The following is a 25,391-nucleotide window of genomic DNA, read 5'->3' as shown; positions in this document are numbered from 1 at the left end:
TTGCGGCGGCGAGCGCGGCGCAATGCAGATCTGGAATGCGCCTCGCAAAACACGGCGGGGATTATTTGACCGTGACCTGCCCGTTCATAAGCAGGGGGAGGAGCCAGTCGCGGAGTTCTTTTAACATCTGATTTTCATGTTGCACTCGCTGTCTTTTTTCAATTACTGGAGTAATTAAAGACTCGAATTTATCTTCTAAACCATTATCTGTTTTTATTATTTTCAAAAGCTTAATGCCTTTGACATTAAAACTTTTAAAGAAAGCACCATGGTCAAGGTTTCTTGCAATTTGACTTTGTATATCCATACCTGAAAGAGCAGAGAAAAAATAATTTTTCTTTATGTTTTTGGGGCGTATAGCTGTAATGTTACGCCCAATTCCACATTTAATTCCTTCAGGAATTTGAGCAAATGCGGCAATTCTTCCGGCATTAGTCATTACAATATCATGTTGTTTTACTTCAATTCTAGAAGTCCAGTTAATATAATCATCATGAGAGACGAAATATTTCATAGACATATCCAAAAGTCCATTATCTTCAATGTTTTCAAGTTGAAGCAAATAATATTCATCAGAGGTGTAATTTAACACTGGTTTTTTAGAATGCAAACAATCTATAACATCGCAACATTCAACAATAGGCTTTAAATTCCACCCCGCCGGAATTTCCCGTTTCAGCGTGGCGTTATACTCCATCTTACCGCCGGAGGTTTTATACGGTTTTCCGTTGGCATCAGGGAAATCAAACTGTACAAACCAGTAGTCGTACAGCGCTTTCGCCATCGCTTCCAGTTCGGCGTTGATGCGGTTGTTGATTTCTAATTTGTCATCTATCGCCCTAAGCGTTGATGAAATTTTCTCCTGAACAGACTTTTCAGGGCCAGAAAAAGGAATTCTCGATAAAATTCCCGTATTGAGATTGGGCATCGTTGCCCCAATAGCCTGGCTAATGATCCAGGACTGAATTTTTGGTGTACTTAGGTAATAAGTAAGGTAGTCAGAATCGAGTAGATTACCTGGTCTTAATAATAAGCAACCTGTACCACAAAAATACCCGACTTCATTTTTTCGAATCAAGGCTTTGAGTGTGACATTACCTCTTCTGCTGTAAACAATGTCACCTTCTTTGACGAGATATTTTGACAACCGTTGCGCATCTGCCTCTGAGATATATGCAATATTTGAAAGATCAACTCTATTATCCTTCATATTTGCAGGCATAATACAGGGGATGCCTTGCGCAACGTAGTCTTCAGCATGGAGTTGGCTACCAAAAGGTCCAGTATGAATGATCCCTCCACCCTCTTTAACCAAATTACCGAGCGTCGAATTTATCTGATTACTCATACTTCAGCCCCGCCATCTGCTTCTTAATCTCCGCTTCCAGCTCGCGCGACTGGCTAAACAAACTCTCCAGATTTTCCGTAAACCCTTTCATCTTCGCGGCAAACTGTTCCGGAGTCATATCGGTGTATTCAATTTTCACATCAAAATACTGCCCGGCGCTGAACGAGTAATTTTTCCCGGCGATGTCGTCATAGCTGACCACCACCGAGAAATCCTCTTCGCTCCACTTATTGTTGAACGCTTCGCAGATCCGTTTTTCTTCGCACTCCGTCAGTACCGTTTTCTGGTTTTTGCCGTCTTTGACTTTTTCACCTAAATTCGAGGCGTCGATCAGCACCACTTTCTCTTTGTTGCTGGCGTCAATAAACAGGATCGACACGTTGGTGCCGGTGGTGGCGAAGATATTCGACGGCATAGAGACCACGCCCGCCAGCATCTTGTTTTGCACCAGATGTTCGCGAATGCCTTTATCAATGCCCGATTGCGCGGTGATAAACCCGGTCGGTACCACGACCGCCGCCTTGCCACCCGGTTTCAGCGAGAAAATGATGTGTTGCAGGAACAACTGGTAAATTTCCATTTTGTCCCTGGCTTTGGCTTTGATTTTCGGTATCCCGGCAAAGAAACGTTGCTGGTTTTCCTTGCTGTCGAGATCGTCGCGGAAATCGCTGAAATCCATCTTAAACGGTGGGTTGGAGACGATGTAGTCAAAGCGTTTCAGCGCGCTGCCGTCCTTGTGGAACGGGTGCAGAATGGTGTTGCCCTGGATAACGTTAGGGATCGAATGCACCAGATTGTTGAGGATCAGGTTCAGGCGCAGCAGGCTGGAGGATTTCTGCGAGATATCCTGGGCAAAGATGCTGCAACGATCTTCCCCAATGGCGTGCGCCACGTTCATCAGCAGCGTGCCGGAACCGGCGGACGGGTCGTAACAGCTTACGTTGCGCACCACGCCCTGCTGCGCTTTCGGCACCAGGATTTCCGCCATGATGCGCGCCACGGCGTGGGGCGTGTAGTATTCCGCGTATTTGCCGCCGGAGTTGCTGTTGTAGTCTTTGATCAGGTATTCAAAGATGGTGGCGTAAAAATCGAATTTCTGCGTGAAGATGCGTTCGAAGCTGAAATCGGCCAGCTTGTTGATGATGGCGCGGCAGAAGTCATCGCGCTTTGATTCGTCGGCGATGTACTGGCTGAGGCGCTCAAACAGCACCACTTTCGCGCCGCCGTCGGTTTTGACGGCGAAGACGTCGTTGTTGGTGGCGGCGATGTCCATCAGGGTGTCGTCAAAGGTGGTGGCGAAATTCGCCTCATTTTGACGGTTGTATAAATACTGAATGAAGTGATGCGGCTTCAGACGCGCGGTGTCGGCGCTCATCTTCAGTTGCAGCTTGTCCCGCTGTTCTTCGCTCATCTGATTGAGCACGACTTCCCATTTTTCGGCGCTGGCGATGCTTTTATCCACCTTTTTAGCTTCAAAGGCGAATTTGTCGTTCAGGAATTTGTACAGGAATGCCTGAGTGATAATTTTGAATTCGTTACCGTCGTTACCCAGACCGTAGTTCGCACAGATGCTTTTCAGGCTGTCGATCAGGGTTTTGGTTTTGTCTCTAAATTCCAGTTCTACCACGTTCGTGCTCCGGTATTAAATTCGTTCAGGTATTCCGCCACAATCAGGCGGTTGATGTCGCCAGCCGCTTTCGCACTCAGGGTGATGTGCTGCTGTTGTTCAAAGTGATCAAGCACACAGGACACAATCTGGCGCTCAAAATAGCTTTCATTGTTCAGTATCTGGCTGTTATTCAGCACTTTTTCATCCGCATCCAGCTTGACGCCGAGCAGTGCTTCGAAGATTTTACGCTCCGGCTCGCTCAGGCCGCCGCGCTCGCAGAGGTGTTTGTGGGTACGCGCGTATTTGACGTCGCCCCGGTATTTCTGGCGCAGCAGGTTGTTCTGGCGATTCAGCTCTTTGATGCGGTCATGAATTTTATTGAGTGTGCCGATATTCGCAACCATTTCTTGCTGGGTGACTTCGCTGAGTTTCTTTTTCTTAAACAGGCGCTCCAGTTCGTCTTTCAGGCTGACGAACTGCGGGTCCTGCTGGTCGAAATTGGCGGCCAGCGCCTCGCGGGTGCGGCGCAGCGTCTCTTTCAGTTCGTCGGCCAGTACCAGCTCTTCTTCGCCCACTTTGTGGAATTCAAAGACAACCTCTTCCAGCGCCCGGTTCAGCAGGCCGGAGAGGTCAACACCCTGCTCCAGATCCGCTTTCAGGTTGAGTAAGTCGAGGCGGTGGCTGGCTTCGCGGTACAGGATGTTGAGTTTGTTGAAGTCCAGCGCCTGAAGAAATTCCGTGTTGCCCTGAAGGCGGATCAGGTTGTACAGGCTGCGGGCGTCGGCCAGCGCGTTTTTCAGCGCCAGCGCGGTTTCCCGGTCCTGGATCTGGCTTATCTGGTCAGTGAAGATTTCCGCGTTTTCGGTATCGAAGCTGAACAGGACGTCTTTGATGTGTTCGATTTCTTCGCGGATCTCTTCTACCGATTTGAACAGACGGGAGTAGTGCTCCATTTCGTCGCCCAGTTCGGCCTGTAGCTCTTCGAAGTAGGCCTTGTTGGTGGCGTCAAATTCCTGGCGGATGTCTGCGAAGTCCACCACGTAGCCGTAGTGGAAGTGATTATAAGTACGGTTGACGCGGGTCAGCGCCTGGAGCAGGTTGTGCTTTCTGATCACCCGCCCGAGGTAGAGCTTTTTCAGCCGTTTAGCGTCGAAGCCGGTGAGCAACATGTTGTAGACGAACAGCAGGTCAATCTCGCCCGCCTTGAATTGATCTACCCACTCTTTGCGTTCCTGCTTGCTGCCGATGTCGTGCAGGATCAGGGCAGCGCGTTTGATTTTTCGCGTTTCTCTGGCGTTAATCTGATAAACGGCGGCAGGTTCTGCGGCCTGCAATACCGGCATTTCTTCGGTGACGTCATCGGCGACGGTGGGCGATTCGGCGTAGTCAGTGTTGAATAACTCAAACATCTGTTTGGCCTGTTCTGAGCTGTCGCAAATCACCATGCCGCCGATGGTGTCATCATTCAGCGCGCCCCGGCTTTTGGCAAAGTCGGTGACGATGTAGTTCAGCATCGGTTTGACGAAGCTGGGGTGGGCGTAGATGTATTTGCGATCCACATCGCCCATTCTGACTTCCACCTCTTTTAGCGCCTGTTGCAGGATCATCCGGTAGTTGGTGGCGATCTCTTCGCGGATCAGGCGCAGCGTGTAGCCGTCGGCAATGGAGGCGTTGTAGTAGTATTTGTGGATGTAGTCGCCGAAGAGGTCGCGGGAGTTGTAGTCCGTTCCCAGCAGAGGCGTACCGGTCAGGCCAATTTTGATGGCGTTGGTGTCCGACTGGCTTAAGTTCGCCAGGAAGCTCCCTTTAGGGTTGTAGCTGCGGTGGACTTCATCGAGGAAGTACACGCGCTGGATGTTGATGTCGTAGTCTTTGGTGGTGACGACGTCCGGGTCATCGCGGAATTTCTGAATGTTGACGACGGTGATTTCCGCTTTGCCGTGGTGGTTGTGCAGCGCCTGCGTCGCTTTGATGTCGCGGGTGAAGGCTTCGCGAGAGTCGATAAGGTGAACGATTAAGCCACGGGCGGTGAACTCGCGCTGCGCCTGCTGGAGCAGATCAAGACGATCGACAATAAAGTAGAATTTCGGGATCACCTGCTGATTCTGGAAGTAATCCGTCAGGAAGCGCACGTTGTAGTAGGCAAGTGCGGTTTTCCCGCTGCCCTGAGTGTGCCAGATGATGCCTTTTTTCACACCCACGTTCAGTTTGCGCTCAATCGCTTTGGTGGCGAAGAGCTGCGGGTAGCGCATGATGTGCTTCTGGATGCCGCCGGGTTCGGCGACGTACACCAGCGCATAGCGCAGGATAAATGCCAGTCGATCGCGGCTCAACAGCGCGGTGCAGAGGCGGTTGGTCGGGCGGTTGTGATCTTTGTTGGTCTGAAATTCCGGGTTGGTGCGGATCACTTCCAGGTTGTTGTCTTTCAGGACAGCGATTTCGGTTTCTTCAGACAGCGGTTTCAGTAAGTTGGTGAGGTTGAAGAGTTCTTCTTCGCGGAAGTAGTTGAATACCGGGTTGCTGTAAGAGCTGCTGGCGTAAAAAGCCCCCTGAATCGGCTCCGGGTCGCTGTCGTCATACTCCATGTTATTGGAGAAGAGCATGAACTGGGTGATATTGGCGAAGCGCTTGAATTTGGGGTTCTTAAAGCGTTCGTTGATGCGGTTGCGTTCTGCGACGATGCCTTCGCGGTTGTTGGGTTTTTTCACTTCGATAAAGATCAGCGGCATGCCGTTGATCAGTAGCGTGATGTCCGGGCGGAACTCTTCGTCACCGTTTTCACAGGTCAGTTCGGTGACAACATGGAAACTGTTGTTGTTGAAGTTGTCGAAGTCAATCAGTTTGATGCCGGAGCGGTCGCTGAGTTTTTCGAAGAAGGCGCGCCCCAGGTCATCGTTGTCGAGGAGGAGCGTGAGGTCTTTTAACAGGCGTCCGGTGTCATCGGGCGCGATTCCGGGGTTTATTTTGCCAAGCGCAGCGGTAAAGAGATCAGGGAAGATGTTGGTTTCTTTGTCCCAATGCTGTTCTTTCAGGGACAGGTAGTGGTAGCCCAACCGTATCAGGTGGAGGATGACGGGGATTTTTACCCGGGTATCTTCAGTGAATTTCATCGTGTTCCCTGTTTTTTTGTCACGTCTCAGGCCATGCTGCGCCCCACAACCCCGGAACGGCTGGCAACAATGTCTGTTCGATTTGCCTCTATGTTACACGTTCTCTGTAAACCGACCGAGTCTATTTGTCGCACTTTGCCCGAATGGGGTTAAGTTTGGATTTTTTATTCAATGTCGATTTTAAGTCGACAAAATGAGGAATCATTAAACTATTTCTTGCTGTGGGGTATCCATGAATCTACACTGGTTTACATATTCGTATTAATGTCTATTCAGGAGCGACATTTGCCAAACTATCTAAACTGGCTGATGCAAAACACGCTACCCGGCCAGGTGCTGCTCCAGTCATGGCTTACCCGCAGCGGCATAGATCGTAAACTCTCTTACCTCTATGTCCAGAACGGCTGGCTCAGGCGGATCGCTCACGGCGTTTACTGTCGGACGGGCCGTGAGCCGGATTGGGTGGACGCGGTTTACTGCCTGCAATCGCAGTGGGAAAAACCGGTTCGCGTTGCGGGACTGACCAGCCTTGCACTACAGGGCCATGCGCACTATACCGAGCCGGGCAGACAGCAGGTCTGGCTCGCGCTTCCGGCTTACGTCAAACTGCCGGGATGGTTTGCAGCCTTTGAACAATCTGCAACGTTTATCACGCTGTATACATCGGGTCTTACCGCTGATGTAACGTCATTTACCGCGGAACTGAAAATTGGCGACCGGCTGTTAGCGGGCAGTGTCCCGGAACTGGCCGCGTATGAGATCGCCTGCGGAGTTCCTTCGTTGATCTCGTTCGAACATGCCGACGCTCTGTTTCAGGGAATGAATCTTCTCAGCCCGCGTAAATTACAAACACTGCTCTGCGCCAGCCATTCGATTAAAACCAACCGGGTGATGCTCTATCTTGCCCAACGCAATGAGCATCCTTATTTTCGGTATCTCGATCAAAGCGGTATAGAAACAGGTACGGGAAAAAGGCAAATCGTTCCCGGCGGCTGGCTGGAGCCGAATTATCAGATCACCGTTCCCCGCGCATTTAAACCGGAAGGAGTCGAAGATGGATCTGCGTGACAGTTATGCCCGACAGGTCAGGCTATTAATGACAGTCCTGCCATATGTGGCAAAGGAGTCCTGCTTCGCCCTGAAAGGCGGCACAGCAATCAATTTGTTTGTGCAGGATTTCCCTCGCCTGTCGGTAGATATCGATCTGGCGTATAAGAGCTATGCGGATCGCGATACCGATCTGGCGGCCATCAATGACGCCTTGATGCGTATTACTGAATCGCTGAACGGCAGACCAGGGATCACCGCTATCCGGCAGGAGAATAAAGCGGATGAAAAGCGCATCATCGTCAACACCGCCGACGCGCAGATAAAGATTGAGGTTAGTCCAGTCTGGCGCGGGCTGCTGCTGCCACCAACAGAAATGCCTGTATGTGAACAGGTGGAAATGGAGTATGGCTTCACCACCATGAATATCGTCTCGCTGGCAGATCTATACGGCGGTAAAATCTGCGCCGCGCTCGATCGCCAGCATCCGCGCGATCTGTTTGACGTGCTGAATATGCTGGAGAAACCGGGCCTGACGCGCGAGATATTTGACGGTTTTCTTTGCTATCTGGTAGGCCATCCCCGCCCCATTGCCGAGCTGCTGGCACCAAACTGGGATACACCGCGGATCGCGACTCTTTACGCACAAGAATTTTCAGGAATGACACAGCGGGAAACATCGCTGGAGTCGCTTTTATCAGTAACGACGTTGCTGCCACAAGCGCTGAAATCGCATCTTACGGACAGGGATCGTCAGTTCTTGCTCAGTTATAAGCAAAATACCCCTGACTGGTCGCTGTATCGCTATCCTGAAATTCAACATCTTCCGGCGATTCGCTGGAAGCTGCGCAATCTGGCAGTGTTGAATGATAAAAATCCGGCCAAATTTGCAGCGGCGGTGAGTAAGTTAGAGGGGGTTCTGGAGCAGTATTTTTAGCTCTGGTTCTGAGAGATTGAATTGGGCCATAATGTTTGGTTACCTTAAATGCCTCATGGCAATATATCAAAAACAGATGAAGATATTTATATAATTCAATGAACAATAATCAACACCGTTAAATATTATCTCAAAAGCGCTTAATCCGACATATCAACTAAAAGCTCAATGCAGGGGTGACGGATCAACCCCCTACAAGCGAGGTGGGTATATTTCTCACGCCGTTATATGTGGACCTCGAACCGTTATGTGTGGAGTTCCATCCACTATATGTGGACCTGACTCCACACATAACGAAGCCCCCTACCTTTAACCATCGATTTTTCGTGATAACCCTCACAGAACCAAAGCGGCTCTTTATGGGGGCCTTCGTGGGGGCGCTGTTTACAAGAAATACCAACAAAACCAATAACAAACAGCATGTTAATCGTGGATATGATTCCGAGTCCGGCACCACTATTTAGAAAAACCAGCCTTAGGGCTGGTTTTTTGCTTTTAAGCATTTCCGCCGATTCCTCATGATCTTATCGCGGAAAATCTATTCCCAATATCTTTCCTGACCAATACATAATTGCAGTCAATCTGACCACCTTTCTGTTTATCCTTAACAAACTATAAGTGGGCTATGCCAGTAGCAGATATAAGCTCTCATTGTCTACACTACGCCCTACCGACATAACAGGCTCAACCAATGATTATCTTCCGTTCAATGCATGAGGACGAATATCCTGGCTATCTGGAATACTTCATTCCAGATTACGCGCATGAAATTGCATCAAACTATCGACTTTCTGATAAGGACTCGCTCGCAAGAGCAAGGCAGGAAATAGCTGAAGACCTGCCGGAAGGCGTTAATACACCCGGGCAGATTTTGTTGTGCCTTATTTCTCGCTCAAACAATGCAGACAGGCATGTAGGTTATCTTTGGTACAAACCCGATACAGCCAAGCGTATCGTATTTATCTATGATTTTCATATTTTCAACTCCTGCCAAGGGAAAGGGCTGGGTAAGCAGGCTCTTCTGGCTTTTGAGCAGGAGCTAAGAGTGAAGGGTTTTGAGCAGATCAGGCTTCGTGTTGCCGGTGACAACACATGTGCTCAGCATGTCTATGAGGCTACAGGTTTTGGGGTTACGGGCGTTAACATGAGCAAGACAATAACAGATTGATGATCGATAGTACTGAGAGTCCCCCCCGATCTAACGACCGCGTCACACCACTAACAGGTCATGATACGTGTGAACTAACACTGGATGAGCATGTTATTGCTGTCGCCAGCGACACTGGGCTATCACTTCCAGTACCGGTTTTGGATCTGAATGATACTGACGGGATGGTTAGCTTTATTCAGCAGTGGATGACAAGTCGTTAGGTCTGTTTTTTCGTTCATACTCACAGACGCAAAAAACCCCGGACCTTTCGGACCGGGGTTTCCTGCTTAATTGATGCCTGGCAGTTCCCTACTCTCACATGGGGAGACCCCACACTACCATCGGCGCTACGGCGTTTCACTTCTGAGTTCGGCATGGGGTCAGGTGGGACCACCGCGCTAAAGCCGCCAGGCAAATTCTGTTCATTAACCCGCTTTCGCCGGCTAATATTATCTGTATCAGGCTGATTATCATGTCTCTTTCGCCAAAACATCTTCGGCGTTGTAAGGTTAAGCCTCACGGTTCATTAGTATCGGTTAGCTCAACGTATCGCTACGCTTACACACCCGACCTATCAACGTCGTAGTCTTCAACGTTCCTTCAGGACCCTTAAAGGGTCAGGGAGAACTCATCTCGGGGCAAGTTTCGTGCTTAGATGCTTTCAGCACTTATCTCTTCCGCATTTAGCTACCGGGCAATGCCATTGGCATGACAACCCGAACACCAGTGATGCGTCCACTCCGGTCCTCTCGTACTAGGAGCAGCCCCCCTCAATTCTCCAGCGCCCACGGCAGATAGGGACCGAACTGTCTCACGACGTTCTAAACCCAGCTCGCGTACCACTTTAAACGGCGAACAGCCGTACCCTTGGGACCTACTTCAGCCCCAGGATGTGATGAGCCGACATCGAGGTGCCAAACACCGCCGTCGATATGAACTCTTGGGCGGTATCAGCCTGTTATCCCCGGAGTACCTTTTATCCGTTGAGCGATGGCCCTTCCATTCAGAACCACCGGATCACTATGACCTGCTTTCGCACCTGCTCGAGCCGTCACTCTCGCAGTCAAGCTAGCTTATGCCATTGCACTAACCTCCTGATGTCCGACCAGGATTAGCTAACCTTCGTGCTCCTCCGTTACTCTTTGGGAGGAGACCGCCCCAGTCAAACTACCCACCAGACACTGTCCGCAACCCGGATCACGGGTCCACGTTAGAACACCAGCCATTAAAGGGTGGTATTTCAAGGGCGGCTCCACGCAGACTGGCGTCCACGCTTCAAAGCCTCCCACCTATCCTACACATCAAGGACCAGTGTTCAGTGTCAAGCTATAGTAAAGGTTCACGGGGTCTTTCCGTCTTGCCGCGGGTACACTGCATCTTCACAGCGAGTTCAATTTCACTGAGTCTCGGGTGGAGACAGCCTGGCCATCATTACGCCATTCGTGCAGGTCGGAACTTACCCGACAAGGAATTTCGCTACCTTAGGACCGTTATAGTTACGGCCGCCGTTTACCGGGGCTTCGATCAAGAGCTTCGCGTTGCCGCTGACCCCATCAATTAACCTTCCGGCACCGGGCAGGCGTCACACCGTATACGTCCACTTTCGTGTTTGCACAGTGCTGTGTTTTTAATAAACAGTTGCAGCCAGCTGGTATCTTCGACTGATTTCAGCTCCACCCGCAGGGGCTTCACCTACATATCAGCGTGCCTTCTCCCGAAGTTACGGCACCATTTTGCCTAGTTCCTTCACCCGAGTTCTCTCAAGCGCCTTGGTATTCTCTACCTGACCACCTGTGTCGGTTTGGGGTACGATTTCGTGTTACCTGATGCTTAGAGGCTTTTCCTGGAAGCAGGGCATTTGTTACTTCAGCACCGTAGTGCCTCGTCATCACACCTCAGCGTTAAAAGAGTCCGGATTTACCTAAACTCTCCGCCTACATGCTTAAACCGGGACAACCGTCGCCCGGCTAACATAGCCTTCTCCGTCCCCCCTTCGCAGTAACACCAAGTACAGGAATATTAACCTGTTTCCCATCGACTACGCCTTTCGGCCTCGCCTTAGGGGTCGACTCACCCTGCCCCGATTAACGTTGGACAGGAACCCTTGGTCTTCCGGCGTGCGGGCTTTTCACCCGCATTATCGTTACTTATGTCAGCATTCGCACTTCTGATACCTCCAGCATCCCTCACAGGACACCTTCAACGGCTTACAGAACGCTCCCCTACCCAACAACACATAGTGTCGCTGCCGCAGCTTCGGTGCATGGTTTAGCCCCGTTACATCTTCCGCGCAGGCCGACTCGACCAGTGAGCTATTACGCTTTCTTTAAATGATGGCTGCTTCTAAGCCAACATCCTGGCTGTCTGTGCCTTCCCACATCGTTTCCCACTTAACCATGACTTTGGGACCTTAGCTGGCGGTCTGGGTTGTTTCCCTCTTCACGACGGACGTTAGCACCCGCCGTGTGTCTCCCGTGATAACATTCTTCGGTATTCGTAGTTTGCATCGGGTTGGTAAGCCGGGATGGCCCCCTAGCCGAAACAGTGCTCTACCCCCGAAGATGAGTTCACGAGGCGCTACCTAAATAGCTTTCGGGGAGAACCAGCTATCTCCCGGTTTGATTGGCCTTTCACCCCCAGCCACAAGTCATCCGCTAATTTTTCAACATTAGTCGGTTCGGTCCTCCAGTTAGTGTTACCCAACCTTCAACCTGCCCATGGCTAGATCACCGGGTTTCGGGTCTATACCCTGCAACTTAACGCCCAGTTAAGACTCGGTTTCCCTTCGGCTCCCCTATTCGGTTAACCTTGCTACAGAATATAAGTCGCTGACCCATTATACAAAAGGTACGCAGTCACCCCATAAAGAGGCTCCCACTGCTTGTACGTACACGGTTTCAGGTTCTTTTTCACTCCCCTCGCCGGGGTTCTTTTCGCCTTTCCCTCACGGTACTGGTTCACTATCGGTCAGTCAGGAGTATTTAGCCTTGGAGGATGGTCCCCCCATATTCAGACAGGATACCACGTGTCCCGCCCTACTCTTCGAGTTCACACCAGATGCGTTTTTGTGTACGGGACTATCACCCTGTACCGCCGGACTTTCCAGACCGTTCCACTAACACACCTGCTGATTCAGACTCTGGGCTGCTCCCCGTTCGCTCGCCGCTACTGGGGGAATCTCGGTTGATTTCTTTTCCTCGGGGTACTTAGATGTTTCAGTTCCCCCGGTTCGCCTCGTTAACCTATGTATTCAGTTAACGATAGTGCAACGAATTGCACTGGGTTTCCCCATTCGGACATCGCCGGGTCAAAGGTTCATATCACCTCGCCGACGCTTTTCGCAGATTAGCACGTCCTTCATCGCCTCTGACTGCCAGGGCATCCACCGTGTACGCTTAGTCGCTTAACCTCACAACCCGAAGATGTTTCTTTCGATTCATCATCAAATTGCGAAAATTTGAGAGACTCGAACACACCTTCATCTGTTCTTATTACGGAGAACAGACACAGTGTGTCGTTTCAATTTTCAGCTTGATCCAGATTTTTAAAGAGCAAATATCTCAAACGTGACTCGCTGCTCACGCAACGGAATCAGTTTTGAGATATATCGGCAGGTGACTTTCACTCACAAACCAGCAAGTGGCGTCCCCTAGGGGATTCGAACCCCTGTTACCGCCGTGAAAGGGCGGTGTCCTGGGCCTCTAGACGAAGGGGACACTGAAGTCTCAATCGCAAGACGCCTTGCTATTTACTTTTCATCAGACAATCTGTGTGGACACTACAAAGGCAGGTTCTTTAAGGTAAGGAGGTGATCCAACCGCAGGTTCCCCTACGGTTACCTTGTTACGACTTCACCCCAGTCATGAATCACAAAGTGGTAAGCGCCCTCCCGAAGGTTAAGCTACCTACTTCTTTTGCAACCCACTCCCATGGTGTGACGGGCGGTGTGTACAAGGCCCGGGAACGTATTCACCGTAGCATTCTGATCTACGATTACTAGCGATTCCGACTTCATGGAGTCGAGTTGCAGACTCCAATCCGGACTACGACATACTTTATGAGGTCCGCTTGCTCTCGCGAGGTCGCTTCTCTTTGTATATGCCATTGTAGCACGTGTGTAGCCCTACTCGTAAGGGCCATGATGACTTGACGTCATCCCCACCTTCCTCCAGTTTATCACTGGCAGTCTCCTTTGAGTTCCCGGCCTAGCCGCTGGCAACAAAGGATAAGGGTTGCGCTCGTTGCGGGACTTAACCCAACATTTCACAACACGAGCTGACGACAGCCATGCAGCACCTGTCTCACGGTTCCCGAAGGCACTAAAGCATCTCTGCTAAATTCCGTGGATGTCAAGAGTAGGTAAGGTTCTTCGCGTTGCATCGAATTAAACCACATGCTCCACCGCTTGTGCGGGCCCCCGTCAATTCATTTGAGTTTTAACCTTGCGGCCGTACTCCCCAGGCGGTCGACTTAACGCGTTAGCTCCGGAAGCCACTCCTCAAGGGAACAACCTCCAAGTCGACATCGTTTACGGCGTGGACTACCAGGGTATCTAATCCTGTTTGCTCCCCACGCTTTCGCACCTGAGCGTCAGTCTTTGTCCAGGGGGCCGCCTTCGCCACCGGTATTCCTCCAGATCTCTACGCATTTCACCGCTACACCTGGAATTCTACCCCCCTCTACAAGACTCTAGCCTGCCAGTTTCGAATGCAGTTCCCAGGTTGAGCCCGGGGATTTCACATCCGACTTGACAGACCGCCTGCGTGCGCTTTACGCCCAGTAATTCCGATTAACGCTTGCACCCTCCGTATTACCGCGGCTGCTGGCACGGAGTTAGCCGGTGCTTCTTCTGCGGGTAACGTCAATCGCTGTGGTTATTAACCACAACGCCTTCCTCCCCGCTGAAAGTACTTTACAACCCGAAGGCCTTCTTCATACACGCGGCATGGCTGCATCAGGCTTGCGCCCATTGTGCAATATTCCCCACTGCTGCCTCCCGTAGGAGTCTGGACCGTGTCTCAGTTCCAGTGTGGCTGGTCATCCTCTCAGACCAGCTAGGGATCGTCGCCTAGGTGAGCCATTACCCCACCTACTAGCTAATCCCATCTGGGCACATCTGATGGCAAGAGGCCCGAAGGTCCCCCTCTTTGGTCTTGCGACATTATGCGGTATTAGCTACCGTTTCCAGTAGTTATCCCCCTCCATCAGGCAGTTTCCCAGACATTACTCACCCGTCCGCCGCTCGTCACCCGGGAGCAAGCTCCCTGTGTTACCGCCCGACTTGCATGTGTTAGGCCTGCCGCCAGCGTTCAATCTGAGCCATGATCAAACTCTTCAATTTAAGTTTGATGCTCGTGAATTAAACTTCGTAATGAATTACGTATGTTCACTCAGAGACTTGGTATTCATTTTTCGTCTTGCGACGTCAAGAATCCATGTCACTTTGAGTGCCCACACAGATTGTCTGATAAATTGTTAAAGAGCAGGTGCGACGCGCTTTAGCGCTCTGTCGCGAGGTGGCGTATATTACGCTTTCCTCTTTCAGAGTCAACCCGTTATTTCAGGATTTTTCTCTTCAACCGACCGGGTTGTTTGTGAAGTGATTCACATCCGCCGTGTCGATGGAGGCGCATTATAGGGAGTTCTCATCAGGCCGCAACCCTTAAATTGCAGAAAAATGACTGACTGCTGCATTCCACAGCAAAACACCGCCTTATACCCTTTTGCTCACAGACTTATCCACAATCATCGTTGTTTTCGGCCACATTCCAGGGTGATGAGGCTCAACACGGTATGAATTTACGCACTCCATCGCCGCGATACATTCATTAATGTGCAGCAAGCACACCAGTATATAGAGGTACATATAGAAGAAAGCGTGGCGCTACGATTTTCACTGTCCAGATGTTTCTCCAGCAAGGCTATGCCGGATTTAGTTAAAGCCATCGCTATTCTGGTCGAAAATGAAATAAGGATGACTGACATTTATCGTCAGCCAGCTCCAGCACTATAGAAAAGCGATAAACCGATAACACCGTGAAAAAGACAAGCAAAGGGGAAACGAATGGCTATAGAGATAGATGATTACAACGAAGAGGGTTTTTGGGCAAAAGCGAAAATGTATTGCAAGAGCATTGGCCGCACTTCCCTTGAGCAGGTGTTTACCCTGTATTACGCCCTGGAGAGTGAAAAATGCTCAACCAAAGATAAGACGATCATTTACGGTGCACTCGCTTATCTTGTATCGCCAATTGACCTGATTCCTGATTTAACGCCAGTTTTAGGATACACAGATGATATGGCTATGATCGCTGCGGCTCTTGTCGCTGTCACAGGATGCATTGATGATGTCGTAAAAGGAAAAGCAAAGGGGAAAGCAGATGAGCTTTTTGACTAAAATGAGAGATGCACTCTTACCCGAAGCAACAAAAGAAAAAATCATTAAACATCAAGTGAAAAAACAGATTAATAACAAGCTTGGCCTTAATGGTGCGTTAGATACGCATGTTGATAAGTTGGCCGAAAAAGTTTTTGAAAAAGTAGATGCCTCTACGGTGTTCAAAGCTAAAGATATGTTTGACAAGTTGAAAGCTGCACCAAAAGACGAAAACAAGTAATCACTCTCGAATGACAATCCTGGCAAGGTCATGCCTGGCCTTTGTCTCGTCAATCGTGCTGACTACCTGCTGAAGCCGATTCTATTTTCATCGCCTTCAGCAGGCCCGAGATTAATGGATGATCGGATTGTTCTTCAAACCCTGATACTCAGTGAGCTTGCCACCGTCAAAAACAGTAATGTTTCCACTGGTAGTCTGTTCCGGGGAATGGGCCGTCACCTTATCGGAGCTAAAACCGGACAACCACTCAAATATAGAGATGAACTGTCTTGCACTGATGGGTTTGTCAGAAGTGATGTGCTTATCGCTGTCACTGGTGAAAATGAAGAAGGGGACATTATAGTTCTGTCGGGCATCATTACCGTGGCGCACCGGGCGATCGCTTTCATCAACCGTCATACCATGATCGGAAAAGTACACCAGCGCGTAAGACTCCCCACTTTGGTTCAGTATCTGGACAGCACGTTCCAGGAAGAGATCGAGTTTCTGTAATGTCGCGAGGTAACAATTGAATTTTTCCTGATGACTTATTCTTATATTCACCGGGAATCCATTCAATCTTTCACAGGTATCAGGGTGAGAGCCTATCATGTGCAGAAAAACAGCATTACGATCATGCTCTTTATTGTTGATGATACTGCTCAACTGCTTCAGTAGATCCATATCATCGGTATTGTTAGCGTTGTAATCACCCTTTTTAAAAAAGACTTCATGCTGTGCATTTTTCGCAATAATCGTACTTGGCGTGTCAAATTCGCCGACAAACCCCTGATTAGAAATCCAGTGAGTGTACAAGCCTGCTTTTTTTGCCAGCGCAACAATATTGTTATTCTCTTCGGTTTTTATGCCGTCACTCACTGTCAGTGTTCGCGGTAACGACATAAAGGTATTTGGGGCTGATGATACATAGTTTGAATAGAAATACCCCGGAGCATGATTCAGCCACGGTGTGGTGTCATGCTGGTATCCATATACCGATAAGTAATCCCTGGTAACACTTTCCCCAACAACAACAATAATATTCTTATACCTCTGATGATTATCGACCACCGTGAAATCATCAGGAACCTGGCTATAGCTCTCAAGCTTTTTCAGCTCAGCATTTGCCTGCTTTACGTACTCGGTTGTGAGAAAAAGCATACGTTTAGGATAGGCATTAAGGTTTATCAGAACAAACGCAATGAGATATAACCAGCTGTATTTTTTACCAAAATCCTGACCATTTTTTGCAAACATGTAGAGTGAAGCAATGGCCAGGAACATCAGAAACCATGCAGCAAAGCTTGTCCCACGCAAAAATTCAGATAGCTCCCCGGTATTTGTTTGCAATGCCGATATTACATAACCATAACTTATCCTGCCAAAATTAATACCTACAGGTATATATAGTGAAATAAAGAATAAGACGAGGCACGATACATAAAATGTCACCCTGTTCTTTCTGGAAAGATAAAGTGTAACAAAGGTTAATATTGAGCTACCAAACCCTTTATAGCCAATACAGATCGGAATGACTATTGATACAACGATAGCAGGGAATAACCACATGAGTGTATCTTTAAGGTCTGTACTTTTATGTTTCATACGAAATGAATGACCAAGACGGTTTAATAAACTATTGAACATCCCGTTGCCTTGCTGTGAAAAAATGAATGAGTAAATATTATTTGAATAAAAAAGCGGCGGACACTATACCTTGTTATACCGCCGGTGTGTAGAGTCTGAACACAATAAGCCCAGCCAACCAGAAAAGCCCTGGATTCCCTTTATCCCTTGATATACACCATTAATTAATAGATACCCGACAAGATATAACGTCTGTCTACCCTTATTTATAGTAGTATTTCATCAGTGCTAAAATGATCGAATGCCGATATAGACATCAACGTCAATGGACGCAAAACGTCCGCTCCCGCTATACTTTTCCTAAATTTTCTCGTCACAGGCCCTCCCATGACCACACAACGTCTGACGCGTGACTGGCGCATCCCCACTGCCGGGTTAATCGTGCTGGTACTTTTATTCGCGGGCTTAACTCTACACACTCACTGGAATGTTTTTATTCAATGGTGTCTTGCCACGCAAATCACTCTACATCGCTATCTGGTGATGTATTTACTGCAGCTCAATAACCATCAGTACAGCGGAGGGCTATGGTTACTGACTGGCGCATTCTTCTATGGCGTACTCCATGCTATCGGGCCGGGACATGGCAAGTTTATTGTCACCACGTATCTGAGCACCAATAAAGAAAGCCAACTCGCAGCACGCGTCGTACCGTTTATCGGTAGCCTGATGCAGGGCGTCAGCGCCATTCTGTTCGTCTTTATTCTGGCCATCGGGTTTAATCTGGCATCAGGGGATCTCAGTACCAGTCGCTGGTATGTGGAGAAAATCAGCGCCGTTCTTATTGGCGCGTTCGGCGCATTTGTCATTTATCAGGCACTCAAGACTTTGCGCCCACGAAAAATGACCATCAGTTCGCTCAAACCAGTACATCAGCATGACGAACACTGTGGCTGCGGCCATCACGGCGTCGGTGCGGACCTGACAAAAGGTGACTGGAAAACCCGGCTGGGCGTGATTCTGGCCATTGGCGCGCGACCATGCAGTGGCGCAATTATGATTCTGATGTTCTCAAATGCGCTGGGCATTGTGACCTGGGGTATTGCGGCCGTCATGACCATGGCGCTGGGAACGGCGCTGTCTATTATGGGATTATCGCTGGCAGTAAGGTATGCCCGTGAACGAACGGTGGCCTGCTTCGGTGGCAATTCTGCACTCAACTGGCTGGTTCCAGCCGTCAAAATTGTGGGTGGCGTGATGTTGATTCTGTTCGCGGTCGTCCTGTTCCTGACAGTCATCCCCATGAGTGCTAACGGGGACTATATCGCAGCCGGATGCTAGTCAAAGAAAACCCGCCAGCGGCGGGTTTTTTGTCTTACTCGTTAATCCGTGGATGCTGATCCACCAGACGTGAACGCTTCTCCTGCAACGCTTCTATCTCAGCATCAAGATCTTCAATTTTCTGCTCGATATTGTCGTGATGCTCACGCAGGATCTCTTTCGCTTCCTGAAGGTCAGATGCCGCAGGCGTAGCTCCTTTCAGCGGCAGATTTGCCGTTTCCTTCATGGTAATACCGGTAATCAAACCAATCACCGCGATAACCATCAGATAGTAGGCTGGCATCATCAGGTTCTGCGTACTCTCCACCAGCGAGGCGGCAAGTGTCGGCGTCAGACCGGCAATCAGTACCGAAATGTTAAAGGCTGCCGCCAGGGCACTATAACGAATGTGCGTCGGGAACATCGCCGGTAGCGACGAAGCCATCACCCCTGTGAAGCAGTTAAGGATCACCGCAAGCATCAGCAAGCCGGCAAAAATCAGCCCCAGCACATTACTGTTAATCAGCATAAAGGCCGGGATTGCCAGCAGTAACAGCGCAACACTGCCCATAATCACAAACGGGCGACGACCAAAGCGGTCACTCAACAGCCCCATCACCGGCTGCACAAACAGCATCCCAATCATGATGGCGATGATAATCAATACGCCGTGATCTTCCGAGTAGTGCAGGTTATGCGACAGGTAGCTCGGCATGTAGGTCAACAGCATGTAGTAGGTAACGTTGGTGGAAATCACAAGACCAACACAAGCCAGCAGGCTGCGCCAGTGCTTGGTTGCAATCTCCCTGAACGAGATTTTTGGACCTTCCTGTAAACCTTCACGGTCACCCTGTTCCAGCTTATCAACATGCTGCTGGAACGCAGGCGTCTCCTCAAGCGCATGACGCAGGTAAAGGCCAATCAGCCCAAGCGGTAGCGCCAGGAAGAACGGAATACGCCAGCCCCAGTCAAGGAAGTTCTCCTCTCCGACGAGAGTCGACAGCAGAACAACCACGCCCGCGCCAAGCACAAACCCGGCAATAGAGCCAAAGTCCAGCCAGCTTCCCATAAAGCCACGTTTACGGTCTGGCGAGTATTCCGCAACAAAGATCGATGCGCCCGTATATTCTCCCCCAACGGAGAATCCCTGTGCCATTTTACACAGCAACAACAGGATCGGCGCCCAAATGCCAATCGAGGCGTAAGACGGTATCAGGCCGATACAAAACGTACTGACTGACATGATCACAATGGTGATAGCCAGTATCTTTTGGCGACCGTATTTATCGCCCAGCATGCCGAAGAACAGGCCACCTAAAGGTCGAATCAGGAAGGGAACGGAGAACGTACCCAGAGCTGCAATCATCTGCACGCTGGGATCTGCACCAGGGAAGAACACTTTACCGAGTGCGTAGGCCACAAAGCCATAGACACCAAAATCGAACCATTCCATCGCATTACCGAGCGAGGCGGCGGTGATTGCTTTGCGTAACTTTCCGTCATCGATAATCGTGACATCGCGAAGCGTGATGGGTTTTACCTTTTTCCTTTTAAGCATTGCTATCCTCGTAGACTGAGCCCTGTCCGCACCACAGTATATTTTGCGGTCTGTGGACCTGGTGAGCGCCTCTTGCGCATCTCCTCTTCAAGCGTAGCAGGTTTACTTACATTGACGTTTTACGTCGATACAACCGAACCTGTTGACGCCTGTCTGGGCAGTTAATGACCTCTTTACCCTACCAGTGTTTATATTTGTGATCAACTTCACACATATTCCCCCTCTTCGTCAGCTGTGTTCAGTATTTGTCAATTTTCGCTTACTACAGCCCTCAGCCTTTCGGGAAAAGCAATATCCTCCCGGACGTTATTATTTCCTTCAGAACAAAAAATAAACCACATTTATTCACAACCAATTCACAGAAATTTTAATTATCGAATATCAATTCTAATGTTTACATAAAATATGTGATACGCATAACTAAAACATTGTTTTATTTTCATTGAATCGCAATTCCAATGATCGCATTATAAAACTGAATTCACCACTTTGGGTGCTTTCGATTGAAGGGTAATTGAATGCACTTACTTAATTTTTTTGCATGGATAACGAAGTGCTCGACGGAACAGTCGATCAATTCATTGAATTAATTGATTTATTTTTTTGACATCTCCGCCAGTTACGCGGGATATGATGTGAGGGTTAAACATGAAAATCAAAGCCACGATAGAACGCATCCCTGGCGGAATGATGCTGGTTCCGCTAGTGCTAGGCGCAATCTTAAATACTCTTGCGCCGAATACAGGTGCTTATTTTGGTGGTTTCACAAAAGGGATGATTACAGGAACAGTACCGATTCTGGCGGTATGGTTCTTCTGTATTGGTGCGTCCATTAATTTACGCGCAACGGGTACGGTTTTGCGTAAATCCGGAACGTTAGTTATTACCAAAATTGCAGTCGCATGGGTTGTCGCGATGATCTGCGCCGTATTTATTCCTGAAAATGGCGTGCAAACCGGTTTCTTTGCAGGGTTGTCCGTACTGGCAATTGTCTCTGCTATGGATATGACTAACGGCGGTCTGTACGCCAGCCTGATGAACCAATACGGAACGAAAGAGGAGTCGGGCGCATTTGTTCTGATGTCTCTGGAGTCAGGCCCGCTGATGACCATGCTGATACTGGGATCGGCCGGTCTGGCCTCGTTTGAACCTCACCATTTCGTCGGTGCAGTTCTGCCCTTCCTGATCGGTTTTGCGCTGGGTAATCTGGATCACGACCTGCGTGATTTCTTCAGCAAAGCAACCCCGGTACTGATTCCATTCTTTGGTTTCGCACTGGGTAACACCATCAATCTGAATGTGATCCTCGATACCGGTCTGCTGGGGATTGTTCTGGGCGTTGCCGTTATCATCATCACGGGTATTCCGCTGATTATTGCCGACCGCGTGATTGGTGGAGGAAACGGGACGGCTGGTGTCGCAGCCTCATCAGCCGCAGGTGCTGCCGTAGCAAACCCGGTGATCATCGCGCAGATTAACCCCGCCTTCGAACCGGTCGCCGCATCAGCGACAGCCCTGGTTGCCGCCAGCGTAATTGTCACAGCAATCCTGGTTCCGATTATTACGGCACTGTATGCCAAACGGTTCGGCAATGTTCCTGAACAAGGCGTCGAGCAAAAAACGGTAGAAATGCATCACTAAAACACTGCCCCCTCATCCTCTTTCTTTATGGAGAGAAGATGAGGGGAAAACCTTCATCCACCAAATATCTCTTCGACCATCGCCCCCACCAGGCGTTTCGCTGAACACAATCTCGGCATCCCTAATGCCACTGTTTGCCAGTTCTGCGTCACCGACCAGCTCACCGGATGCTTATCGGCATGACACCAGTCCCCCAGCCAGCCCAGCATATCTTTATGATCCATTAATCCAGGGGAAGCAGGTGTAGTCAGCCACTGATGATAAAAGTGGCGTGTGGCGGGAGAAGCATTTATCCCCTGAGCAAGGTAATTTGACGCCATGCTACAAAGGTTATCCTTGAGCATTTCAGCCACATCATCATTCGCAAGGCGGCAGGCATCACCAAATGCCCCCCAACGCAACTCTTCCAGTGCGATATAGCAACGCCCAGCCAACGACCAGCCATCATAGTGTCCGGCTCGCCAGCGAGTAAAAATCTGCTCACTATGCTCGCCTGCCTGCACCGTTAACCCGCGCTGAGACAAGGCTTTTTCTTTATAGGCTGCACGCTGGTTAAAATGTGAAGAGAGGTCGTCGTATTGCTGCATCAGGCCAGGAGATTGCGGTGTACGCGGGTTTGTCTGCTGACGCAGTGCCGTCAGTTTTTCGGTCATCCGGGTGAGCGCCAGATGCCCGGGATCAAGCATTCCAGTCAGTTTTTCGGCCAACCCGAGGCGCAATGCCGCATTTTCGTTGAGCATTCCCGCCATCGCCCAGGGCCGCAGCCGAGTGTGCGTCATGATCTCCTGAGTTAAACGCTCACGAAACTGCAGCTGTTGCGGCCCCAAAGGGGTATGACGCACAGCGTCCACCCCCTGAACCAGATCGACCATAAATTTAGGATGAATACACTCCAGCGTCCGCCCGGGACCGTCCAGTAGTTGTGTTGTCATGGTTGCTCTGCCGCGAATAGAGTTTGAATATCATCGCGTAACAGTCGGGTATCTTCCTGAATCCACGTCGCAGTCGTAAGACTTTGCTTCAACAGCTGGCTGAGCCCCCGAGTGGAATGCTCATTTTGCTGGCGTACTGCGAGGCTATCACGCAAGCTTTCCTGTAACCCGGTCAGGCACAACGAAAATTCCGCAAAAAACGTTGCCATACCTGCCGTAACAGAGACATCGACCTGAGCGGCCAAAGCTTTACGAATTTGTTCACAAAACTGATCAATATGTTGCTTAAATTTGTCATGAAGCTGAGCGATATCGATAACATATCGGGTCCGCGTCACCACGTAATCTTCCCAGCCCCAACCCGGATTATTCAGCCAGCGAGAAACCGTCTCCCGCATACTGCCCGCACCGGAAGCCTGACCAGCAGGCCGGTTATCCAGCGCTATCGCATCGTTAAACAGCGCACGCGTATTAAAGTTAAGCTGATTAGCCTGAAATGCCGGGAAGCTAATCCGCGCCCGAAAACCGGCATGACTGAGCTGCTCTTTAATGCGTGTCTCAATGGGGCGCATCGCCTCATTCAGAGATCGCGCCAGCGTGGACTCCAGTTGATCAAAGCGTAATGCCAGTTCACGGCTGATTTTATTCTGCACATCCAGCATGATCAGCTCGCAGGAAGAACGGATCTTACTCAGCACAATTTGCGCCTGGCCTTCATCCTCCAGCACCAGTTGCTTCATATCTTCCGGTGCACTGCTGCGCAGATTCAGGGGATCAATACCTGCCAGATCAAGAACATTATCGCTGCTGAACACATGAGCAATCGCCTGCTGAAGCGTGCTCTTTTGCTGCGCAATAAAGCTATCCGTTGCGCTCAGCGCCTGCTCAACCTCATGCTCGACTTCATCGCTCACCACTGCCTGACGCGTTTGCAGCAGCGTCATATCCTCTTCCAGACGGGCAATATTAAGCTGCAGTTCGTCAAAGGCCACCGTCAGACCCTGGTAGCGAAAATCGAGATACTCCCTGGCATTTTGCGCATAGTTCAGCAGTTTGTGCGATGCAGAACGCAAGGCAAACAACGAGGCATTGGCATACGCGGCATAGATCAACTTACGGATCGGCTGCTCAAATAAAGAGTCTTCCCACAGCAGGTCGGCAGCATGACGAATATGTTCGATATCATCCAAATCAGCCGTACGCCAGCGGCGGCCCAGTGCGGCCTCGGCGAAATCCTGAACCCAGCGCTGCTCCTGATGATCGGGAAGATGTCCGTTAGCGGTCATTTCATAGCGCGCGCGGTTTGCCAGATAAGCCCACATCGACGAAACAGGGTAAATTTGCCCCGGCGAAATATTGCCTTTCATTAGCGTGCCAGAAATCATCGCCCGCACCTGCTCTTCATCATCGCTGTTGCGGTCTTTCTGATCGAATTTATTCACCAGCGCATACAACGGGACGGATTTCCCGACCGCAGAAATGGCCTGGCGAACCTCTTCATCAGAAATGGATTTCAGTTGGGTGTAATCCATTACGGCCAGCACTGCAGAGGCTCGCGCAAGCTGCTCACTGAGCATTTTTTGCAGATGCGGTTGCCCGGCTTCATTTGGCCCTGGGGTATCGAGCAACGTCAGTTGCCCCAAATGCGCATCCAGACCAGCAAGATGCACAAACTCCACCTCAATGACCGGTATATGCTCAATGGCGGCATATTCTGAAAACGGGAAATCGACACCCAGCGCCAAAGAAAGTCGCACCAAATCGTTAAGACTCTTCAGGCAATGAAATATGGGTTGCGCACCAAGATGATGCTTTTCAAAAGCCTCACCTTTTTCAATACGCTCCAACAACGCATTCATGTCTTTATCAATTTCCAGACGCTGCGCCAGTTTTCCCCGATCATAATCGCACAGTCGTTGCTGCAATTGCTGAAGCAATGTATCTATCGGAGATACATGTAAAAAATGCAGTACCGGCTCTTTCTGGCCCGGTGTATGGCGAATCAATGTGGGTAATGCCGTCATCGGACGGTTGCGGTTCGGGAGGACTTCCGTCCCAACGATGGCATTAATCGTGGTCGACTTACCGGCCTTCATGGTCCCGACAATCGCCAACACCATTTCAAGGCGGGTAATTTTCCGTAATTCATTATTCAGCATCGCTTGCTGCGCTTCGACACCACGCGTACTGAAATGCAAAGGTAAAACGTTGTTATTTTCGCCAGTTATCGCCGCTGTAGTGCTATCCAGCATCGCAATCGGCATTGATTTCAACGTATCAAGATTCTGCAAGGCGAGTTGTAGCAACCGCTCTGCTTCCTGGCTTAATTCAAAAATGGTCTGTGTGTGCATGATAAAAGCCTTCCCTTAACGCAAATTTAATACTTTTATTAAGCCACTTCGTTTTAATTATGCTGTTTCGGCTTATATGATCACGTGTGGAAAACATGTTCACTTAAATATAACTAATTGATGGCAATCAGAAATATATTCCCATCGTTGTATAGCGTGTAATACTTCCCCCTTTGGCCAGATAGCCAAAAGATAAAAAGCGTAG

At 49.7% G+C, this 25,391-nt stretch carries 14 protein-coding genes, 1 tRNA gene, 3 rRNA genes and 1 pseudogene; 8 read left to right on the top strand and 11 right to left on the bottom strand.

Translation table 11 applies throughout. The features are described from left to right. Nucleotides 1-61: 61 nt before the first annotated feature. The 3 genes from HV346_RS01785 to HV346_RS01775 are packed head-to-tail and all read right to left on the bottom strand — an operon-like array spanning nucleotide 62 to nucleotide 6,067. The gene (locus tag HV346_RS01785) at nucleotides 62-1,348 is read right to left on the bottom strand and encodes a restriction endonuclease subunit S (protein ID WP_181621920.1); all 1,287 of its coding nucleotides are present in this window, start codon (nucleotides 1,346-1,348) and stop codon (nucleotides 62-64) included. Continuing rightward, complete coding sequence (locus tag HV346_RS01780; RefSeq protein WP_181621919.1) at nucleotides 1,341-2,975, bottom strand: class I SAM-dependent DNA methyltransferase; 1,635 nt, start codon at nucleotides 2,973-2,975, stop codon at nucleotides 1,341-1,343. Before HV346_RS01780 ends, HV346_RS01785 begins: the two co-directional genes overlap by 8 nt. Continuing rightward, nucleotides 2,969-6,067: a type I restriction endonuclease gene (locus HV346_RS01775; protein ID WP_181621918.1), complete on the bottom strand. Its 3,099-nt coding sequence runs from the start codon at nucleotides 6,065-6,067 to the stop codon at nucleotides 2,969-2,971. The genes HV346_RS01780 and HV346_RS01775 overlap by 7 nt, the downstream gene beginning before the upstream one ends. Nucleotides 6,068-6,352: 285 nt before the next feature. Here HV346_RS01775 and HV346_RS01770 point away from each other — a divergent pair, with 285 nt between their 5' ends. From HV346_RS01770 to HV346_RS23355, 4 genes and pseudogenes are all read left to right on the top strand, one after another. Then, complete coding sequence (locus HV346_RS01770) at nucleotides 6,353-7,135, top strand: type IV toxin-antitoxin system AbiEi family antitoxin domain-containing protein (protein WP_181621917.1); 783 nt, start codon at nucleotides 6,353-6,355, stop codon at nucleotides 7,133-7,135. Then, on the top strand, nucleotides 7,122-8,051 hold the full coding sequence (locus tag HV346_RS01765; protein WP_181621916.1) for a nucleotidyl transferase AbiEii/AbiGii toxin family protein: 930 nt from the start codon (nucleotides 7,122-7,124) through the stop codon (nucleotides 8,049-8,051). Before HV346_RS01770 ends, HV346_RS01765 begins: the two co-directional genes overlap by 14 nt. 691 nt (nucleotides 8,052-8,742) lie before the next feature. After that, nucleotides 8,743-9,219 carry a GNAT family N-acetyltransferase gene (locus tag HV346_RS01760; RefSeq protein WP_181621915.1) on the top strand — a complete coding sequence of 159 codons (477 nt, stop codon included), beginning with the start codon at nucleotides 8,743-8,745 and terminating at the stop codon, nucleotides 9,217-9,219. A gap of 56 nt (nucleotides 9,220-9,275) precedes the next feature. Continuing rightward, nucleotides 9,276-9,422, top strand: a pseudogene (locus HV346_RS23355) (molybdopterin-guanine dinucleotide biosynthesis protein B); the annotation flags it as partial. Nucleotides 9,423-9,497: 75 nt separating this feature from the next. On the opposite strand, the gene rrf reads toward HV346_RS23355, so the two are convergent. The 4 genes from rrf to HV346_RS01740 form a co-directional block, all read right to left on the bottom strand. Beyond that, nucleotides 9,498-9,613, bottom strand: a 5S ribosomal RNA gene (gene rrf, locus HV346_RS01755). Nucleotides 9,614-9,706: 93 nt separating this feature from the next. Continuing rightward, a 23S ribosomal RNA gene (locus tag HV346_RS01750) occupies nucleotides 9,707-12,610 on the bottom strand. Between the two features lie 231 nt (nucleotides 12,611-12,841). Then, nucleotides 12,842-12,917: transfer RNA gene (locus tag HV346_RS01745), tRNA-Glu, on the bottom strand. Between the two features lie 85 nt (nucleotides 12,918-13,002). Then, nucleotides 13,003-14,542: ribosomal RNA gene (locus HV346_RS01740) — 16S ribosomal RNA — on the bottom strand. Together the 16S, 23S and 5S rRNA genes with 1 tRNA gene alongside form the textbook arrangement of a ribosomal RNA operon. Nucleotides 14,543-15,265: 723 nt before the next feature. On the opposite strand from HV346_RS01740, the gene HV346_RS01735 reads away from it, so the two are divergent. Beyond that, the gene (locus HV346_RS01735) at nucleotides 15,266-15,598 is read left to right on the top strand and encodes a YkvA family protein (protein ID WP_181621914.1); all 333 of its coding nucleotides are present in this window, start codon (nucleotides 15,266-15,268) and stop codon (nucleotides 15,596-15,598) included. After that, the gene (locus HV346_RS01730) at nucleotides 15,582-15,818 is read left to right on the top strand and encodes a hypothetical protein (RefSeq protein WP_249415119.1); all 237 of its coding nucleotides are present in this window, start codon (nucleotides 15,582-15,584) and stop codon (nucleotides 15,816-15,818) included. The genes HV346_RS01735 and HV346_RS01730 overlap by 17 nt, the downstream gene beginning before the upstream one ends. 111 nt (nucleotides 15,819-15,929) lie before the next feature. Here the strand turns inward: HV346_RS01730 and HV346_RS01725 are convergent, their stop codons facing one another. Further along, a complete protein-coding gene (locus HV346_RS01725) occupies nucleotides 15,930-17,444 on the bottom strand; it encodes a phosphoethanolamine transferase (protein WP_249415118.1) in 1,515 nt (504 codons plus the stop codon). Between the two features lie 327 nt (nucleotides 17,445-17,771). Between HV346_RS01725 and HV346_RS01720 the strand changes: the two genes are divergently transcribed. Continuing rightward, nucleotides 17,772-18,725, top strand: coding sequence for a nickel/cobalt transporter (locus tag HV346_RS01720; RefSeq protein WP_181621913.1), 954 nt, complete (start codon nucleotides 17,772-17,774; stop codon nucleotides 18,723-18,725). 34 nt (nucleotides 18,726-18,759) lie between these two features. On the opposite strand, the gene proP is transcribed toward HV346_RS01720, so the two are convergent. Beyond that, nucleotides 18,760-20,262, bottom strand: coding sequence for a glycine betaine/L-proline transporter ProP (gene proP, locus HV346_RS01715; protein WP_181621912.1), 1,503 nt, complete (start codon nucleotides 20,260-20,262; stop codon nucleotides 18,760-18,762). A gap of 648 nt (nucleotides 20,263-20,910) precedes the next feature. Here proP and kdgT point away from each other — a divergent pair. Next, entirely contained in the window at nucleotides 20,911-21,903 is a 993-nt protein-coding gene (gene kdgT, locus HV346_RS01710) for a 2-keto-3-deoxygluconate transporter (protein ID WP_181621911.1), read from the top strand. Nucleotides 21,904-21,956: 53 nt separating this feature from the next. Here kdgT and HV346_RS01705 read toward each other — a convergent pair whose 3' ends face one another. Both HV346_RS01705 and crfC read right to left on the bottom strand, forming a co-directional pair. Further along, the gene (locus HV346_RS01705; protein ID WP_181621910.1) at nucleotides 21,957-22,835 is read right to left on the bottom strand and encodes a diguanylate cyclase regulator RdcB family protein; all 879 of its coding nucleotides are present in this window, start codon (nucleotides 22,833-22,835) and stop codon (nucleotides 21,957-21,959) included. Further along, complete coding sequence (gene crfC / locus HV346_RS01700) at nucleotides 22,832-25,186, bottom strand: clamp-binding protein CrfC (RefSeq protein ID WP_181621909.1); 2,355 nt, start codon at nucleotides 25,184-25,186, stop codon at nucleotides 22,832-22,834. The genes HV346_RS01705 and crfC overlap by 4 nt, the downstream gene beginning before the upstream one ends. Nucleotides 25,187-25,391: the final 205 nt, after the last annotated feature.

This window comes from Enterobacter sp. RHBSTW-00994 (assembly GCF_013782625.1).
In the GTDB taxonomy this organism is placed as follows: Bacteria; Pseudomonadota; Gammaproteobacteria; order Enterobacterales; family Enterobacteriaceae; genus Enterobacter.
Note: the sequence above shows the minus strand (reverse complement) of the source record. Positions and strands in the feature narration are given on the sequence as shown.

Excerpts from the sequence above, each read along its gene's own strand:
- HV346_RS01785 (WP_181621920.1), bottom strand. The coding sequence starts at position 1,348 with ATGAGTAATCAGATAAATTCGACGCTCGGTAATTTGGTTAAAGAGGGT.
- HV346_RS01775 (WP_181621918.1), bottom strand. The coding sequence starts at position 6,067 with ATGAAATTCACTGAAGATACCCGGGTAAAAATCCCCGTCATCCTCCAC.
- HV346_RS01765 (WP_181621916.1), top strand. The coding sequence starts at position 7,122 with ATGGATCTGCGTGACAGTTATGCCCGACAGGTCAGGCTATTAATGACA.
- HV346_RS01760 (WP_181621915.1), top strand. The coding sequence starts at position 8,743 with ATGATTATCTTCCGTTCAATGCATGAGGACGAATATCCTGGCTATCTG.
- HV346_RS01735 (WP_181621914.1), top strand. The coding sequence starts at position 15,266 with ATGGCTATAGAGATAGATGATTACAACGAAGAGGGTTTTTGGGCAAAA.
- HV346_RS01730 (WP_249415119.1), top strand. The coding sequence starts at position 15,582 with ATGAGCTTTTTGACTAAAATGAGAGATGCACTCTTACCCGAAGCAACA.
- HV346_RS01725 (WP_249415118.1), bottom strand. The coding sequence starts at position 17,444 with ATGTTCAATAGTTTATTAAACCGTCTTGGTCATTCATTTCGTATGAAA.
- HV346_RS01720 (WP_181621913.1), top strand. The coding sequence starts at position 17,772 with ATGACCACACAACGTCTGACGCGTGACTGGCGCATCCCCACTGCCGGG.
- proP (WP_181621912.1), bottom strand. The coding sequence starts at position 20,262 with ATGCTTAAAAGGAAAAAGGTAAAACCCATCACGCTTCGCGATGTCACG.
- kdgT (WP_181621911.1), top strand. The coding sequence starts at position 20,911 with ATGAAAATCAAAGCCACGATAGAACGCATCCCTGGCGGAATGATGCTG.
- HV346_RS01705 (WP_181621910.1), bottom strand. The coding sequence starts at position 22,835 with ATGACAACACAACTACTGGACGGTCCCGGGCGGACGCTGGAGTGTATT.
- crfC (WP_181621909.1), bottom strand. The coding sequence starts at position 25,186 with ATGCACACACAGACCATTTTTGAATTAAGCCAGGAAGCAGAGCGGTTG.